The organism is Methanoregula boonei 6A8 (assembly GCF_000017625.1).
Taxonomy (GTDB): Archaea; Halobacteriota; Methanomicrobia; order Methanomicrobiales; family Methanospirillaceae; genus Methanoregula; species Methanoregula boonei.
In genome coordinates, this window is record NC_009712.1 from 608,171 (window position 1) to 624,530 (window position 16,360).

The 16,360-nt window shown below is 54.3% G+C and carries 15 protein-coding genes; 8 read left to right on the top strand and 7 right to left on the bottom strand.

Translation table 11 applies throughout. The features are described from left to right. Window positions 1–458: 458 nt before the first annotated feature. Both MBOO_RS03325 and MBOO_RS03330 read left to right on the top strand, forming a co-directional pair. Window positions 459–1,313, top strand: coding sequence for a DUF6159 family protein (locus MBOO_RS03325; RefSeq protein WP_012106181.1), 855 nt, complete (start codon window positions 459–461; stop codon window positions 1,311–1,313). Window positions 1,314–1,443: 130 nt separating this feature from the next. After that, window positions 1,444–3,573, top strand: coding sequence for a SpoIIE family protein phosphatase (locus MBOO_RS03330; RefSeq protein ID WP_048068577.1), 2,130 nt, complete (start codon window positions 1,444–1,446; stop codon window positions 3,571–3,573). 48 nt (window positions 3,574–3,621) lie between these two features. Here the strand turns inward: MBOO_RS03330 and MBOO_RS03335 are convergent, their stop codons facing one another. From MBOO_RS03335 to MBOO_RS03345, 3 genes are all read right to left on the bottom strand, one after another. After that, the gene (locus MBOO_RS03335; RefSeq protein ID WP_012106184.1) at window positions 3,622–4,353 is read right to left on the bottom strand and encodes a YkgJ family cysteine cluster protein; all 732 of its coding nucleotides are present in this window, start codon (window positions 4,351–4,353) and stop codon (window positions 3,622–3,624) included. Between the two features lie 259 nt (window positions 4,354–4,612). Continuing rightward, window positions 4,613–4,972 (bottom strand): hypothetical protein, encoded by a 360-nt coding sequence (locus tag MBOO_RS03340; protein WP_232385623.1) that lies wholly within the window; start codon window positions 4,970–4,972, stop codon window positions 4,613–4,615. 155 nt (window positions 4,973–5,127) lie between these two features. Then, on the bottom strand, window positions 5,128–5,592 hold the full coding sequence (locus MBOO_RS03345; protein WP_012106186.1) for a hypothetical protein: 465 nt from the start codon (window positions 5,590–5,592) through the stop codon (window positions 5,128–5,130). 228 nt (window positions 5,593–5,820) lie between these two features. On the opposite strand from MBOO_RS03345, the gene MBOO_RS03350 reads away from it, so the two are divergent. Further along, window positions 5,821–6,276, top strand: a complete 456-nt coding sequence (locus MBOO_RS03350) for a Holliday junction resolvase-like protein (protein ID WP_012106187.1) — start codon at window positions 5,821–5,823, stop codon at window positions 6,274–6,276. Between the two features lie 168 nt (window positions 6,277–6,444). Here MBOO_RS03350 and MBOO_RS03355 read toward each other — a convergent pair whose 3' ends face one another. Both MBOO_RS03355 and MBOO_RS03360 read right to left on the bottom strand, forming a co-directional pair. Then, window positions 6,445–6,942, bottom strand: a complete 498-nt coding sequence (locus MBOO_RS03355; protein ID WP_012106188.1) for a hypothetical protein — start codon at window positions 6,940–6,942, stop codon at window positions 6,445–6,447. A gap of 83 nt (window positions 6,943–7,025) precedes the next feature. After that, entirely contained in the window at window positions 7,026–8,624 is a 1,599-nt protein-coding gene (locus MBOO_RS03360; RefSeq protein WP_012106189.1) for a DEAD/DEAH box helicase, read from the bottom strand. A 215-nt stretch (window positions 8,625–8,839) separates the two neighbouring features. Between MBOO_RS03360 and MBOO_RS03365 the strand changes: the two genes are divergently transcribed. Continuing rightward, a complete protein-coding gene (locus MBOO_RS03365; RefSeq protein WP_012106190.1) occupies window positions 8,840–9,412 on the top strand; it encodes a flavodoxin family protein in 573 nt (190 codons plus the stop codon). Between the two features lie 38 nt (window positions 9,413–9,450). On the opposite strand, the gene MBOO_RS03370 is transcribed toward MBOO_RS03365, so the two are convergent. After that, window positions 9,451–10,896 (bottom strand): amino acid permease, encoded by a 1,446-nt coding sequence (locus MBOO_RS03370; RefSeq protein ID WP_012106191.1) that lies wholly within the window; start codon window positions 10,894–10,896, stop codon window positions 9,451–9,453. Window positions 10,897–11,040: 144 nt separating this feature from the next. After that, window positions 11,041–11,784 (bottom strand): MBL fold metallo-hydrolase, encoded by a 744-nt coding sequence (locus MBOO_RS03375; protein WP_012106192.1) that lies wholly within the window; start codon window positions 11,782–11,784, stop codon window positions 11,041–11,043. Window positions 11,785–11,920: 136 nt separating this feature from the next. Between MBOO_RS03375 and MBOO_RS03380 the strand changes: the two genes are divergently transcribed. The 4 genes from MBOO_RS03380 to MBOO_RS03395 all read left to right on the top strand — a co-directional run bounded on the left by MBOO_RS03380 (window position 11,921) and on the right by MBOO_RS03395 (window position 16,355). Further along, window positions 11,921–12,793: a hypothetical protein gene (locus MBOO_RS03380; protein ID WP_157677581.1), complete on the top strand. Its 873-nt coding sequence runs from the start codon at window positions 11,921–11,923 to the stop codon at window positions 12,791–12,793. A 111-nt stretch (window positions 12,794–12,904) separates the two neighbouring features. Beyond that, the gene (locus tag MBOO_RS03385; RefSeq protein ID WP_012106194.1) at window positions 12,905–13,750 is read left to right on the top strand and encodes a deoxyribonuclease IV; all 846 of its coding nucleotides are present in this window, start codon (window positions 12,905–12,907) and stop codon (window positions 13,748–13,750) included. Window positions 13,751–14,048: 298 nt separating this feature from the next. After that, window positions 14,049–15,059, top strand: a complete 1,011-nt coding sequence (endA, locus tag MBOO_RS03390; protein ID WP_048068247.1) for a tRNA-intron lyase — start codon at window positions 14,049–14,051, stop codon at window positions 15,057–15,059. Between the two features lie 39 nt (window positions 15,060–15,098). Then, on the top strand, window positions 15,099–16,355 hold the full coding sequence (locus MBOO_RS03395) for a tryptophan--tRNA ligase (RefSeq protein WP_012106196.1): 1,257 nt from the start codon (window positions 15,099–15,101) through the stop codon (window positions 16,353–16,355). Window positions 16,356–16,360: the final 5 nt, after the last annotated feature.

Here is a 16,360-nt window from a genome sequence, read left to right on the forward strand (position 1 = left end):
TTGCTCCTTCTTCGCTCTTTTTTCTGCAAATGTTTGGGTCGCTATCACCCTCCGTCAGAAAATGTGATGATTATTTGTGGGTTGGCAGAGTTTGGTGCAGAATCGTATCGATCTTTTTTAAAAATCTTCAGTAACTGGATAGCCGATTTTCCGGAATCCTCAGCTCGCGCCCCGCTCATTTTTTGAAATCCTCAGCAGCTGAGCCACACATTTTTTAAAATCTTCAGCTCGTGTCCAACTCTTTTTTACAAATGCTTAGCCGCTGAGTGGTAGATTTTCCGGCATCATCAGCTTGCGCCCCGAACGTTTTTTAAATTTTTTTTGCTGATTCCAGCGCGCCTGGTAGTTCCGGGTGGGAATTCTGTTTTACCCTTTTTGCTTTTCTCGTCGATCCCGCCTAAAATGCGGGAACGGAGCAAAAAAAAACATTCATGCCGTAGGATGGCACATAGTGGAATATGATAGATAGGATTATTCGTAGTTTCGAACTCGTCAAGGCGAGCTGGCGGATCCTGATGGAGGATAAAAAACTCCTTGCGTTCCCCATCCTTTCCGGCCTTGTCACCCTCCTTGTCATTGCAACATTTGTCATACCGCTGATCCTCTCGAACAGCGCTTATTCACTTTCGACAAACAGCGTTGCCGGTATCGTGCTGCTGTTCCTCTTCTATGTGGTCAGCTACTTTGTCGTGATTTTCTTTAACGTCGGCCTTATCAGCTGCGTCCAGGCAAAGCTGAACGGGAAAGACATGTCCGTAGGGGAAGGACTCTCTGCGGCAGGACGCCACCTTGGAGCCATCCTTGCATGGGCAATCGTTGCAGCAACGGTCGGCCTTATCCTGCGCATGATCGAAGACCGGGCGGGATTCCTTGGCCAGATCGCCGCTGCGGTTGTCGGTGGTGTCTGGAGCCTGGTGACCCTCTTTGTGGTGCCGGTGCTCGCATTCGAGGACAAGGGAGTGTTTGCCGCGATGAAGGAATCATTAGAACTCTTCAAGAAGACCTGGGGAGAGAGCGTTGTCGGGACGATCTCGATCACGCTCGTCTTTGCCGCAGTCGGTTTTGTCGGGGTTCTCCTCTTCCTTGCGACTCTCTTTATAGGTAATCCGACACTCATTATCGCAGCACTTGTTCTCCTCCTTGTCCTGATCGTGGTCCTTGCCATCTTGGCCTCTGCCATGCAGGGAATTTTCACCGTTGCCCTGTACACGTATGCAAAGACCGGTTCAGCCCCGGGTGTTTTCCCGCCAGGCTCGGTCGAAGGTGCCTTTGCTCCCTCAGCCCAGCAGCAGTTTGGCCCGGGTAACATCTGAATATCCTTTTTTCGTTTTTACTACCTGTGTCAGGGATTAACAGGAAGAATGTTTCACCGGATTCCCGGGACCATCATTGGCCAGAAAACAAAAGAACAACACTTTTGCGTATCGTGTGACAAACAGGGTCATGATGCGCATACCGGGGTCGTGGCAGAGAATATCGATCAGGACAAAGATTCTGATTGTTTTTTTATCCCTCTCCATGGTCGCACTCGGTATCCTCGGGTACGCTGCTTTCTCGACCATGAGCGACATGGGGTCATATGCCCTTACGAGCAGCGGGCAGCTGGGTGATCGTGCGGTATCCGACAGCACCACAGCCCTTGAAGCAAATGCCGAGGCCTCGCTTGTGCGGCTTGCAACCGACCAGGCCGATATAAGTAACGTTGTCTTTTCCCAGGTTGACGGGGAGATGGATACGCTTGCCGGGTATGCAGCAACTGTCAGGGCCGGACCTGCCACAACCCGTCCGCTCTATGACCAGTCAGAGCGCCCGCAGGATCCCGGTTCTTCCTCGGCATATGTCCTCTCTCCCGGTGTCACCAGGGCTGGTGTTGAAAACGAACTCTATTCCCTTGCTTCGCTTGATGACGTGATGGGTCCGATGCTTGCATCGGATCCCCGGATCACCCAGATCTATGTTGGCACGGGAAGCGGTATCCTGTATGTCCATCCGTGGCTCAATACAATCCCCTCGTCGTACGATCCCCGGACCCGGGACTGGTATATCCGTGCGGTGCAGTCCGGTGATCTTTCCTGGTCCGACCCGTACATCGATGCTTCCGGCAAGGGCCTGATGGTCACCTGTTCGCGGCCGGTTCCTGCCTCCACCGGGAACTCCACCTGGGTCGTTGCCGCCGATGTCACCCTTTCTACAGTGAATGCGGAGATCATCAATACGCAGATCGGGGACCAGGGATATGCCATGCTGATCGATGACCGGGGCAATGTCATTGCACGCCCGGGAATCTCTGCAGGTGAGAAAGGGTGGGATGAATCGTTTGAGATGGAAAATCTCCTGACAAGCAATAACTCCGCTCTTGCTGCTGTTGCACAGAATATGATGGCCGGCCAGACCGGTATCGCCCGGGTACCGTTTAGCGACGGGGAAAAGTACGTTGCCTACGCCCCGGTAAAGAGTGTCAACTGGAGCGTTGCCCTTGTTGTGCCGGTGGATGAGGTGATTGCCCCGGCAGAAAATACCCGGGGGCAGATCGTCAATGCTACCAGTGATACCGGGGTTCACTTAAACCAGACGATGAACTCGGCAAAAGGTCTCTTTATCGCCCTTTTTGTCCTGCTCTTTGTCATGGTTGCGGGTCTGTCCGTTCTCTTCTCTCAGGTAATCACCCGCCCGGTTGCGGCGCTCAAGCGCGGCTCTGAAGCAATAGGTGCAGGGGATCTCGGGTACCGGGTTGAGATTCACACCGGGGACGAGTTCGAGGACCTTGCACATTCGTTCAATACGATGGCTGCCGATCTCAAGGAGCACATGGACGAACTGGAGCGGACCACTGCCGAAAAAGAACGGTTTGCAAAGGAACTTGAGATTGCCAAGGGGATCCAGCAGAGTTTCCTTCCGGATACCGCACCGGACATTGCCGGCATCGAAATAGCAGCAAAAAATATTCCTGCCCTTGAGGTTGGCGGTGATTTCTACGATTTCATCCCGCTCGGGAAGGACCGGTGGGGCCTGGTGATCGCTGATGTCTCCGGCAAAGGTGTGCCCGCCGCGCTCTTCATGGCATTGTCCCGTACCCTTATCCGGGCAAGTACCCTCGCAAATGCAGACCCGGCGGTGGCGATCGGGCATGCAAACCAGCTGATCTGTGAGGATTCAAAGACAGACATGTTTGTCACGCTCTTCTATGCGATCCTTGATTCCCGCGCAATGACGCTTGATTATGTGAATGCCGGTCACAACCCTCCCCTGCTTCTCAAGGGGACCTCGTCGGATGTCGTCCTCCTCAAAGCCCGGGGCATCGCGCTTGGGTTAACCGATGAGATGGATCTCCAGTCTGCCAGGATGGATCTCCGGCCCGGCGATGTGCTCGTGCTTTACACGGATGGCGTGACCGAAGCAATCAACGATCATGAAGAGGAATTTGGCGAGCAGCGCCTTCTTTCCGTTATCATGGAGAACCGCACACTTCCTGCCGCAGAACTGCTCGAGAAGATCCTTAATGCTATCAGTACATTTGCCGGCAACCGCCCCCAGCATGACGATATCACGCTTTTGATCCTGCACGCTGTATAAGGGCGGAGGAATCTCTCCGTTCACACATCATGAATCCTGTTTTTGGCCTTATGATTCCCGGGGTGCGGGTTTGGGGAAAACCTGGCATTTTTCGAATTGCCCGCCGGTATATACCATGACGGTGAGAGGACTGCCCTTTTTGAACTGGCGCATGCGGTCATCGTACACTTTCTGGACATGCCGGAGCTGGTGCCGCGCAAACCATTGTTGCACACATTCCAGGAATGCAATCTGGTGGTCGAGGAAGGCATGTTCGTATTCCATGGTCTCCCGGGCCAGGGTACGGCTTTCCTCATCGGTAATTTTTGCGTTGTATTTACCATGCTTTTCAAAACCGGAGATCTGGCGCCAGTCTATGATCCCGTCTTCATCCGGCTCCCGGTGGAGCATGTATGGGTAGATACGGCATATGGCAAACCTCCGGTCATAGATTGTGCACCTGCCATTTTCAAGGAACCAGCAGGATCCCTCTTTATCGTCTTTGACTTTCAGGGCATAGCCGGAGACATAGAATGTACCGTGCTGGTCGCAGAACTCGGGATCCGGGGCGGGTTCGAGTGCATCAGGATCGATTGCACGTGCCGTGGCTACCTCCTGCTCCAGCAGGAAGACGTGACCGTTGAATGCCCGGGTACAGCATTTCGCACAGTATGTGCACCGGAAGCCTACATCCCGGATGATACCTGAAAGACGGTCAGGGGGGTAACTAAAGAGGGCATTTTTTTCAGCAGTAAGTGCAGCGATGCGGTACGGGATAGGAACAAGAGATACGATAACCACCCGGTCTATGCATGGGTTGGGATGCCGGAGATATGACTTTTATGCTATTTCTTTTTGATCGCAGGTGCTTTCCACGAGGATCTGCTGCACACACGGTCTTCTCAGATAATGGTTCGTGCAGCCGGTCTGTCCCTCACTAACTTCACGGGAGCGCTCGGAAATTGCAGGAGTGATAAATCAGGGGAATGATACCGGAATAATAATCCAATAAACTTCGAAGATTCCTGAATATATTTCCCATAAATTTTTTTGGATGGTTTTAGAGAACATCCCGTAAGAGAGCAATATTTTTTTCCAGTTTTGCAATTATTTTCTCGCTGGCACGGCTCCTTGGGGCTTTTTCTTCTGCTCCAGCGGTTTCCAGGCCGTATTTTACAAATATTTCGCCGTCCGTGTTAACATAGATAGTATTCAGAACCTGGTTATCCCTGAGTCGATCAAAATCGCCGATCCCTTTCTGGGAGAGGAGTTCCCGTATTCTCTTTACTTTCCCGCGTTCGTAAGCACTCAGGTTTCTGGAACCTTTTGGGCGTCCTCGTGGCATATTTAAGAAATTTTGTCTTGATCTATATATAAGAATAGGGTTATCGCGGAGGTCGATGTTGTCCGCAATATACACTACAAAACATTCGCCGGGGCCTCCCTGAAAAATTAATCGCATTTGCGCAGGATATTTCCCAAAAAAACTGCATATATATGAGTTCCCGCGGGAAACCGGAATTAAAAAAAGATACGCGCGGGAAACAACGGCTCTAAAAAAAAAATGGTGGTATATCAGGAACCTACCATTATGGGCGTCTGCTTCTCGGGGATCTTCTTCTGGACCGGGGGTTTCTGGAGATGTTCCGGGTGAACCGGATCTTTGGCTTTCTCATCAGGATGCCCGGTCATGAGCCGGTTCTGGTGTTCGAGTGCCTGGAGAATCTGCCTGCTTATTTCAAGATTTTCTCTGGTGAGCGCCGCAATATCTGTCATAATTTTTGTCTGATCGGCAATGAGGGACTGAATCTCCCGTGTGGCTGCGGTTCCGGTTTCTGCCTGGGGAAGGGTCAGCTGCCTTTTTTTTGCAAATTCGCTCCGCCGTTTCCATATCTTGCTGATGCTGTCGAGACCTTTTTTTGTGTCCGGGAATACCTTGAGGTACTGCTCATAAAATTCGCGGCTGTCCCTGGACCTGAGGACGAGGTCGATCTCTGCTTCCTCGACCACCTGGTATTTTCTGGCTGGATTTTTCTGCATAACGATACAGTCTCTAAGTCATCCCTTGCGGGAAAAAAGAATTGTGGTTTGGGGGTACGGGTTTTTCCTCCATAGTTTCCCCGGGTCGCCAAATCAGTCCTTGCCTCAGGGAAGTCAGGATAGGGTTGCAACGGGGGCAGACGTTCGGATCACGACCGGGAGGTATCGGATCTTCATTTTCACCCTGCATGCAGTACTGCCTAAAGAGCCGACCCTGTACCTTTGTGCATGGCGCTTGAAGATATCCTTGAATACGTAAGTGTCGCGCTGGTTATCGGTTTTTTCCTCGGCCTGCTTTTTATGAGAGCGCAGTTTCGGACAGTCGAGGCCCGGTACCGTGCCGATCTTGAACGCTGGAAAGCAGAATCTGCCGCCGAGATCCGCAAAGACTCTGTCAACCGCTCCCGTTTCACCCTGAAAGGCAGGATTGCCGAGCAGATGGCACCCCTGCTGCCCTCATTTGGGTATCTTCCTGCCGATGCCCGGTTCATCGGATCTCCTGTAGATTACATTATTTTTGATGGCCTTTCATCGGTTGCCGATGAAAAAGGATCGGATATCCGGATTATCTTTATGGATGTGAAACAGGGAAGTGCGACCCTCTCCCGTACCCAGCGGGTGATAAAGAAAGCCGTGGAGGAAAAGGCGGTTACCTGGCAGACCCTTCATCTGGAGGATGAATGACCGGAAGTTCCGGATAAATAGCGCACGTTGAAGGACCAATAAAGAACATCCTCGTCTATCTATAGGATCGCCAAATCGCATCAAGAAGGAATGATACCTCTGATGCTTTTGGTCTCTTGCGAATCGGGAGTCAGATTACCTCTCGCAATACAGGGGATAAAAAAAAGATTAGTTGTAAGATCGGAAGGGGACATACTGATCGTATATCTTAACCCGGTCGCCCTGAGGAGTGATCACCCAGACTTCTGCCCGGTCATTATTCCCGGTAGTGCCCGGGAGACTGACGGTCTGGCCTACGGACATAGGCTGTGTAAAATTGCCGTTCTCCACAGTACCATCGGAGCGGGTGAGCTGGACATCGATTTCCGGAATTAAATTCATGCCCATGCCGCCATTGAAGGTGTAAACTACCTCCGGATCGATGGCCTTTCCATTACTGTTTACCTGAACCTGGACAGCCCAGTTTGCCTGCAGTGTCTGGGTGGGTCCCGGTGTGGCGGGGACAAAGGTTGTCGGAACCGCTGTGGTCGTGGCTACCGGCACCGGGGTAGTCGCCTCGGCTGTGGGGGCCGGGGTTGCCTGCGGTGCGGTCGGCTGGGTACAGCCGGCAACGATAAGCAAAAGCATCAGGAATACGATGCCACCAAGGATCATCTTTGCATTCATGCAAAAGGGTTCGGTTTGCGAGATATTGAGGATTGTGCCGTTTCCCTTATGTTTATAAAAAAAAAGATCCTGTTTTTTCCCGGTTACGGGTGCCGGCCCTGTGCCGGCTCTATTGCCGTGGAGAGTCCCCGGATCGTCCGCTCTTTCATAATCGTATAGACCTCACCCGCATACTCCCGGGGTACTTCGACAAAGGAATATGTATCGAGGATCCTTATTGCGCCGATGTATTTTCCCGGGATACCTGTTTCCCCGGCAATGGCCCCGACAATATCCTTGGGTGCCACCTTGTGGTCGCGGCCGATACCCAGGAAAAATCTTACCATGCCTGATTCTGCACCGGTATCCCCGAAATCCTTCGGAACCGCGTGCTCGGTATGGGAATCGCTTCCCTGTTCCAGGCGTATTTTTAAAAGGGCTGCAGCGATCTCAAGCGTGGTGAGATCCCCTTCGCTCTCCTGCTCAACAATCCGGGCATACGGCTCGGTACCTCCCTTCTGGATGGTCTCGCGTACCTCTTCGAGTATAGTCTTTGTTTTTTGCTCGACCACATCGTCAGCCGTGGGCAGGGGTTTTCTGGGGATCTGGACTTTTATGTATTTCTGGATCTCGCGGAGCTTGGTGAAATCGCGGGACGTAACAAAGGTGATCGCCCGCCCGCTCTTTCCTGCCCTCCCCGTCCTGCCAATCCGGTGGATGTAGTAATCAACGTCCTGCGGGACATCATAGTTGATCACCATGTCCACATCTTCGACATCTATTCCGCGCGCAGCAACATCGGTTGCGATCAGGATATCGATGGTACCCTTCCGGAACCCTCCCATGACCCGGTCGCGCTGGGACTGTTTCATATCCCCGTGGAGCTCTTCTGCGCGGTAACCCCGTGCCCGGATGCGGCCGGCAAGGTCTTCTGCGCCCCGTTTTGTGTTGCAGAAAATGATAGCAAGCTGCGGGTCAACGACATCGATCACCCGGCAGAGAGAATCGAGCTTGTCCCGGTCCCTGACTTCAATATAGGACTGCTCGATCGCAGGAACGGTGAGCTCCTGGTACTCGACCCGGACAAATTCGGGACGGTTCTGGAACCTTTTTGAGATCTCGATGATCGGCTTGGGGAGCGTTGCAGAGAAGAGAAGCGTCTGGCGTTTCTGGGGTACGCGCTTTAAAATGAGCTCGATATCGTCCCGGAATCCCATGTCAAGCATCTGGTCCGCCTCGTCGAGCACAACCATCGAGACATGGTCAAGTGAGAGGGTACGGCGCTTGAGGTGATCCATCACACGCCCGGGAGTGCCAATCACAATGTGGACACCGTTTGCAAGGGCCTTGAGCTGGCGTTCTATGGGCTGGCCGCCATAGACCGGGAGAACGGAGATTTTTGGGAGGTAGGCGAGGAGATGGGAAAATTCCTCGGCGATCTGGATGGCGAGTTCCCGGGTGGGGCACAGAACGATGACCTGCACGACCCGTTGTGAAGCATCGATATTTTCTATAACGGGGATGCCAAACGCGGAGGTCTTTCCGGTACCGGTCTGTGCCTGCGCGGTCACATCGCGGCCGGCCTGGATAAGGGGAATGGCAAGTGCCTGGATGGGGGTGGGCTCTTCAAAGCCCATATTTTCTATGGCTTTCGCGATCTCTTTTGAGAGGGAGAGATCGGAAAACTGCAATCTTGTATTCATATCGCACGACTATTTGGCGCGTGGGCTCTTAAGATGGTACCCCTGTTCTGCGATCCGGATGAAGCCGGATTTCGAATTTTTAACGCTTGCTCGTTTCCCCGGGTCTTCCCGGTCCGTGAGTTTCCTTCAGGATCCTCAAGTATCTCCGGGGCTACTAACGGTATTATGAGCGGGTGATGCCAACGGGAAGTATTCTCAGATTTACGGAGAGATCCATGAAAGTTGTTGCATTTAACGGGAGTGCCCGCAAGGACGGGAACACGGCAATTCTTGTGCGGGAAGTGTTTAAGGAACTCGAAAAATCTGGAATTGAAACCGAGATCGTGCAGCTTGCGGGAAAGAAAGTTCACGGGTGCACGGCCTGCATGAAATGCATGGAGAAGAAGGACCGCCGCTGTGTGATCGAAGATTTTGCAAACGAGTGTATTGCAAAGATGGATGAGGCAGAGGGGATCATCCTTGCCTCCCCGACGTACTTCTCTGATGTGACTGCGGAGATGAAAGCCCTGATCGACAGGTCCGGTTTTGTTGCCATGGCAAACGGCAGCATGTTCCGCCGCAAGGTAGGGGCAGCGGTTGTGGCAGTCCGCCGGGGCGGGGCAATTCACACGTTTGATACGATCAATCACTTCTTCTTCATCAGCCAGATGGTAGTCCCGGGCTCATGCTACTGGAACGTAGGGATTGGCCTTGCACCTGGCGATGTGGAAAAAGACAATGAAGGGCTTGAGACCATGAAGGTGCTGGGCGAAAACATGGCATGGGCCATGAAAAAACTTAATAAATAACTTTTTTGGCATTGCATCCCCGGGAATGTCCCGGCTGCTTATCCTTTCCAGCATTCAAGCGCACTCGTGTTGTCGTTGATCCTGCTATGGTGCCGGCTGTAGATGACATAGATTACGAGGCCGACGGTGAGCCAGAGCACAAAGCGCAGGTGAGTGACGAGCGGGAGTGCGAGGATCAGGAGTCCGCAGGAAAGAATGCAGAGAATTGGGACGAGGGGGACAAGCGGGCACCGGAAAGGCCGTGGAAACGACGGTTTCGTGTACCGGAGCACGATCACACCCAGAGACACGATGATGAATGCGGCAAGCGTCCCGATGTTCACTAGCTCGGCTATTGTGGTGAGCGGAAGGAATCCGGCAAGGAGTGCCGTGACCGTGCCGACAAGAAGGGTAACCTTGACCGGTGTCCGGTATACCGGGTGGATCTGCCGGAATATCCCGGGAAGCAACCCGTCACGGGACATGGCAAAGAAGATCCGGGTCTGGCCGTACAGGAGGACAATGATAACCGAAGTGATGCCGCAGATTGCCCCGACTGAGATGAGCGCCGATCCCCATGAGATCCCGATCTGTTCAAGGGCAAATGCAACCGGCGCGCTTGTCCCGGCAAAGAGCGAGTACGGAACTATCCCGGTGAGCACAGCGGAGACCGCAATATAGAGTACTGTCGCAATGGCAAGTGAAGAGAGAATCCCGAGGGGCACATCCCTTGTTGGGTTTTGAACCTCTTCTGCCGCGGTTGAGACTGCATCGAACCCGATGTAGGCAAAAAAGACGATTGCGGCCCCGGTGATAACCCCGTTCCAGCCAAACGGCATGAATGGCACCCAGTTGGCCGGCTGGATGTGACCAAAGGCCAGGTACAGGAAAAGGAGGATTACCCCCAGTTTTATGGCGACGATTACTGTGGTCACCCGGGCACTCTCACGTACCCCGATGATGAGCAGGAGCGTTACAAGGCCGATGATTACCATTGCCGGGATATTGACAAGTCCCCCACTGGTCCCGGGGGGATTCACAAGCATTGCAGGTAACGTGATCCCGGCCCCTGCTGCAAGGCTGGTGACATATCCCGACCAGCCGACTGCAACTGCCGCTATCGAGACCGCGTATTCGAGGATCAGGTCCCACCCGATGATCCAGGCCCAGATCTCACCAAGCGACGCGTAGCTGTACGTGTATGCGCTTCCGGCAACCGGGACCATTGCGGCAAACTCCGCGTACGCAAGGGCTGCAAAAGCACAGACAATACCGGCGATGACAAAGGAAATGACCAGGGCCGGGCCGGAATAATTGGCTGCGACTACCCCGGTGATGACAAAGATACCGGTACCGATAATGGCGCCAATGCCCATGAGCGTGAGATCGAGGGGCGAAAGCACTTTCCTGAGCGCATGCTCGCCGCTGGTACACTCCATGAGTTTGTCAATGGTCTTGGTCCTGAAGGCCTGGGTACCCTTCGGGATAAGCGCCCGTAGATCCATAGGTCTACCTGAGTGATCTGCGTCCGGGTTAATAGAAGAAACGGAATCCGTAACGGGAACAGATACAAAAGGAGATTTCCGACCTCCGTCCCCTCTAAAAAAACAACGCGGTCTTGGCGGCAGGCATCAGGTTACGAGGTTTTTTTAGACCTCTATAGTCAGATCGTCTTCCGATACCAGAAGTCCCGGGCATTCCTTTTCGAACTGCGCCTTTAACGCCCGGCGTTCCTCCAGCGTCTTATATACCTCTGCCCCAAAATGCGTCAGCGCCAGACGTTTTGCCCCGGCCCGCCGGGCAACCTCAATTGCATCCTCCGGGTTCATATGGGGCCAGAGCGGACTTTTCTCCCCCGGTTTTAACCCGCACTCCGTAATAAGAAGATCGGCATCACGCGCGAGTGAGACTGCATTGTCGCAGAGTCCTGTATCCGTGCAGTAGGTCACTACCTTGTTATCGATCTCGAACCGGTACCCCGTGCAGGGCACCGGGTGGACAAGGGGCAGGCAGGTTACCTTAAAGGGGAGTTCATGCACGCCTTCCTTTAGTTCTTTTACGGTGACGGCAAAGGGGACCCGGTCAAGCGGTACCGTGTAGGGTTCGCGGAGGAGTCCTGCAAGGTCTGCGGTTGTCCCCACTCCCCCGCAGATGGAGAGGCCTTTTTTGAACCGGAATTTTACCAGCGTGTGAAGACCTTCGGTATGGTCGAGGTGGAAGTGGCTGAGAAACAAAAAGGCCGGTTTGTCCTGCGTCATGTACCGGTCGGCTTTTGCAATCCCGTTCCCCGCGTCAAGGATGATATCGTAATCCCGTGCCGTGATCAGCGCGGATACGGTATTTCCCGTGAGAGAATCATACCAGCCGTTTGTCCCAAGGAAGGTGACCTGCATGAACGGAAGTTAACCCTCTTCCCTCATCAAGATGGCAGGTACTCTCATTTTTACCGGAACAGATGAACGGGATTTTTATCCCACCCGGCGGATAGTAAAATCAGGTCCGGTGCAAATGGCCCCGGAGGAACTTCTCATGAAAAACCACGTATGTCTTGTCCTGTGTGCTGCCCTGCTTATTCTCGCTGCATGCGTTATCCCGGCCGGTGCGGTTGTCCTTGAAGTTACGGTTAAAGGTACGGTGTCTGATCTTTCTCCTGTAAACAATACCCTGACCCTTGCCTCCCCGTCCCAGTATGGATGTGATTATGGTAATGGCACATCAGCCCCTGTCTGCTCGTGGACGCCGCTCAACGTTACGACCATTTCTGGTACCGTCCCCGATCCGGCTGCATTTACCGTTTTTGCCAACGGGAATCAGGCTGTGGCCGTCAGCCTTGGCGGAACGGGCGGGACCTGGATTTCGCTTGCGAAACTTTACGGATCCGGGACATCTGCGGATGAGGCAACCGATGAAATTGGCGATATCGGGAGTCTCCCTGTTCAGCTCATCGGAGATTACGCCGTAAGCGAAATCACCTCCCCCAACTGCTCTTCCTGCACCGGCACGACCTGCACGGCGACTTCCTCGAACGTGACGATCGCGAGCGGGAACATAACCGTGGCGCAGCAGACCCTCAGTGCCGGCCAGTCGCTCTTTTTCAACGGCAGGAACGATGCATCGAGCGTGAACGTCACCTTGGTAAGGGGACAGGCTCTCTCTTCATCCTGCCCCGGGAATACCGGCCTTATCGGTGGTGTCCAGCCAATCTCCGATTATATCGTGCACGTGGTTCCCCCGCTTTCTGTCACGGCAACGAATCCGGGATCAGGTACACCGGCCGCGACAGAATCGTATGCTCCTGTGGCAGCAACCACCCCCCAGTCTGCCCTCCCCTTTGCGGCCTTGAGTGCTCTTGGGCTGGGCATTGCCGCTCTCTGTATTGCCGGCCGGCGCCGCAGGGACTAGAACCCTGCGGATCACGCTCTTTCTTTTTTGTCCGATCACAACTTCCATGTGCCGAGAAGCCGCAATCCTTAATCAGGTACGATGATCCCCCTACAGGAGCACGATTAATCCATGGCACCGGTAAAAGTTGGCGTGCATGTCTCCATTGCCGGCTCGCTCGATCTCGCGGTTGACCGGGCAAAAGATGCAGGCTGCGACGTTTTCCAGATGTTCTCCCGTAATCCCCGGGGATGGGGATACAAACCCCTGTCCGAGGGAGATTGTGATCTCTACAAAAAGAAGATCGCAGCCACCGGCCTCCTCCCGGTTGACCATATGCCCTATCTTCCGAATCTGGCCTCGCCAAAAACGGAGATCTGGGAAAAGTCCGTCCAGACTCTGAATGCCGAGCTTGACCGGTGCAACAGGCTGGGCATTCCCTACCTGGTCACCCATCTCGGCCACCATCTTGGGGACGGGATTGCGGGTGGCAGGGCCCGGGTCATAAAAGCCATAAATACCGTCCTTGCCTCATCGGAATCGGGAACAATGCTGCTTTTAGAGAATACCGCCGGGGAGAAGAACAGCGTTGGCAGCAGTTTCGAGCACATCGGTGCGATACTTGCGGGGCTTTCCGATGAGAAAAGGATCGGAGTCTGTTTCGATACCTGCCACGCGTTTGCCGCGGGTTACGAGCTGCGGACCAGGGAGGGAATTACCTCCACCCTTGCACAGTTCGATGAGCAGGTCGGGATTTCCCGTCTTCGCGTTATCCATCTCAACGACACCAAAGGTGATCTCGGGAGCGGCCTAGACCGGCACGAGCACATCGGGATGGGGTTTATTAGTGAAGACGGATTCCGGCACATCCTGCACAACCCGGTCTTTGCGCGCCTCCCGCTTGTCTGCGAAACACCGGTGGACGAACGAAGGGATGATCGCGGCAATATCGCAAAGGTCCGTGAACTGGCCGCCTAAAAAATTCCCGGTACCGGGAACCATCTGCATGCCTTACGGCAGTGCTTTAATCTTCCCGGTCGGGTAGAGGATCCGGGGGACGTGCAACAGCGACATACCTAAAGGATACAATATGGCTAAAAATATTAGCTTTTTATAATCATAATAATGTCGGACAAGGCAAACGTAATTCTTATGAAATATTGCGCCTCCTACGTCCCAAAAACCGATAGTATGAGGCTCTCCGCCGGTCATCATTCCGCGCGGCCGGGTGTCCCCCCTACGTCCTTATTATACTGTACTCCCAATAGTTCCTGCAGTGAAGGCGATATTTGACGGCACCTCGGTGCTGACCGGAAAGGACGGGCGGACTCTCTATGACCAGAGCGGGTACGGGCGCCCCGAGGGCGAGGGGATCCGCCTCGCGCCGCAGGAAGCTCTCTACCTTCTTCATCGCCAGAAACTCGATGTTCCCGGGTATACCTTCGATTCGCTCCTTGCCGAGTATGCGGATCAGCGCAATTTCCTGCGCAGTTTCCTTGTGTACCGCGATCTGCGCGAACGCGGGTACGTAGTCCAGACCGGGCCCCATGATTTCCGCGTATTCCGGCGCGGGGAGAAACCCGGGACCGGCGAGTCGCTCTACCTGGTGCGGGTCCTCTCGGAACGGGATCCGGTCCGGTTCACCAAACTCATAGAAGAGGTGGTCACATCAAGGAACATGCGCAAGCAGTACGTGCTCGCGGTTGTAGACGACGAGGAGGAGCTCACCTATTACGAGATCAAGCTCCAGAAACTCGCCGATGCATCAGTCCATGCGCCCCCTATTGCAAAGGCAGAATCTGTTCTCGTGGGAAGATCTGCCATGATCCGGGTACCCCTGCAATCGGATCTTGAACGAGCCGGGTTTGGGAAGCGGCTTGATGACGAACGGCTCATGCTTGCCCCGGTAGAGCTGCTCTATCTCATGGATTGCGGGGTCCTCAAGGCAAAAAGGGACGGGGCTTTCATCAGCACGGCAGATTATTTCGCATACGCCTCGGAGTCGGATCCGGAACTTGCCGCAAAGGAAAAAGTGTACGCCGAGTTGCGCCGGCACGATTTCACGCCCCGGACCGGTTACAAGTTCGGCCACCACTTCCGTGTCTACTGCGGGAAGAACGTGCATTCCGATCTCCTGGTGCATGCCATTGAAAAGGAAGCCGTCATGCCTATCAGCGTGGTTTCACGGTCAGTGAGGATGGCGCATAGCGTCAAAAAGAAGATGTTGTTTGGCTGTGTACATACTACCGGTATCCAGTTCGTCGAATTTGCGCGGATCAAGTTATAATCCCGTGCTTTAACAACGTGCAAAAAGAGCGTTTATATCATGACAGAGCCGCAGATCAACCCGTGGTCGAGCACCCCGACGCTCGATGTCGAGAAGACCTTTGCCGAGTTCGGTATTGACCCGATTGCGCCGGTACTGCCTGAGCTGCCTGAGGTCCCGTACTTCATGCGCCGGGGGATCGTGGTCGGCCAGCGCGACTATCTCCCGATTGCCCGGGCAATCCGGAACCACACGCCCTTTCATCTTCTCACCGGGTTCATGCCCAGCGGCCACCCGCATCTCGGGCACCTGATGCTCATGAGGGAAGTAGTCTGGCATGTGCAGCAGGGCGCAAACGGGTATGTGACGATTGCTGACCGCGAAGCGTATGCAGTCCGAGGCCTGTCGTGGGAGAAATGCCGGGAATATGGTAAGGAATACCTTTCATGCCTGTATGCACTGGGTTTTGAAGGGCAGACATACTTCCAGAGCAAAAACTCCCGGCTCAAGGACCTTGCGTTTGAAGCGGCAACCAAGGTAAATTTCTCCGAACTTACCGCGATCTACGGCTTTACCCCGGAGACAGCCCTTGCCCACGCGGACAGCGTGATCACGCAGGTTGCCGACATCCTGTACCCGCAGGTAGAGCGTGAACCTGCCCCGACGCTTGTACCCGTGGGGATAGATCAGGATCCCCATATCCGGCTTACCCGGGGAATCGCCCACAAGTTCCGGATGTTCACGGTTGAGGAACGCGAGGATTACGTCAGCGTGCGCTCAAAGAACGCTCCCGAGGCTGCGCTCGATGCGGTGAAAAAAGCGTTCCCGCACGCAAAAAAATACGAGGGCCACGTGGACATCAAAGGCGCTGCCTGTGCCGATGTGAGCACAAAGGTCCGGGATATCGAGCGGGCATGCGGCGGGTATGCGTTCTACACGCCTTCATCCACATATCATATCTTCCTGCCCGGGCTCACCGGTGGCAAGATGTCGTCGAGCATTCCCGAGAGCCTCATCTCATTCTACGAACCCGAGGCAGCCGTGCGAAAGAAGGTGATGAGCGCCCTAACCGGAGGCCGGATGACGCTTGAAGAGCAGCGGCGCCTTGGCGGCGAACCGGAGAAGTGCACGCTTTATCTCCTCAACATGTTCCATATGATCACCGACGATGCAAAACTCGCGGAACTTCACCGGAAGTGCCGGTCGGGCGAGATCACCTGCGGGCAGTGCAAGAAGGAGACCGCGGAGCGCGTCGTGGCATTTTTAAAGGATTTCCGGGAGAAGATGGACGTGGCGGCAGAGACGATTGAGGTGTGAAAGGC

Bases quoted from the DNA above. Each gene is read 5' to 3' on its own strand.
- MBOO_RS03325 (WP_012106181.1), top strand. From the start codon at position 459: ATGATAGATAGGATTATTCGTAGTTTCGAACTCGTCAAGGCGAGCTGG.
- MBOO_RS03345 (WP_012106186.1), bottom strand. From the start codon at position 5,592: ATGCAGAAAAATCCAGCCAGAAAATACCAGGTGGTCGAGGAAGCAGAG.
- MBOO_RS03360 (WP_012106189.1), bottom strand. From the start codon at position 8,624: ATGAATACAAGATTGCAGTTTTCCGATCTCTCCCTCTCAAAAGAGATC.
- MBOO_RS03355 (WP_012106188.1), bottom strand. From the start codon at position 6,942: ATGAATGCAAAGATGATCCTTGGTGGCATCGTATTCCTGATGCTTTTG.
- MBOO_RS03380 (WP_157677581.1), top strand. From the start codon at position 11,921: ATGAAAAACCACGTATGTCTTGTCCTGTGTGCTGCCCTGCTTATTCTC.
- MBOO_RS03330 (WP_048068577.1), top strand. From the start codon at position 1,444: ATGATGCGCATACCGGGGTCGTGGCAGAGAATATCGATCAGGACAAAG.
- MBOO_RS03385 (WP_012106194.1), top strand. From the start codon at position 12,905: ATGGCACCGGTAAAAGTTGGCGTGCATGTCTCCATTGCCGGCTCGCTC.
- MBOO_RS03365 (WP_012106190.1), top strand. From the start codon at position 8,840: ATGAAAGTTGTTGCATTTAACGGGAGTGCCCGCAAGGACGGGAACACG.
- MBOO_RS03370 (WP_012106191.1), bottom strand. From the start codon at position 10,896: ATGGATCTACGGGCGCTTATCCCGAAGGGTACCCAGGCCTTCAGGACC.
- MBOO_RS03375 (WP_012106192.1), bottom strand. From the start codon at position 11,784: ATGCAGGTCACCTTCCTTGGGACAAACGGCTGGTATGATTCTCTCACG.
- MBOO_RS03350 (WP_012106187.1), top strand. From the start codon at position 5,821: ATGGCGCTTGAAGATATCCTTGAATACGTAAGTGTCGCGCTGGTTATC.
- MBOO_RS03395 (WP_012106196.1), top strand. From the start codon at position 15,099: ATGACAGAGCCGCAGATCAACCCGTGGTCGAGCACCCCGACGCTCGAT.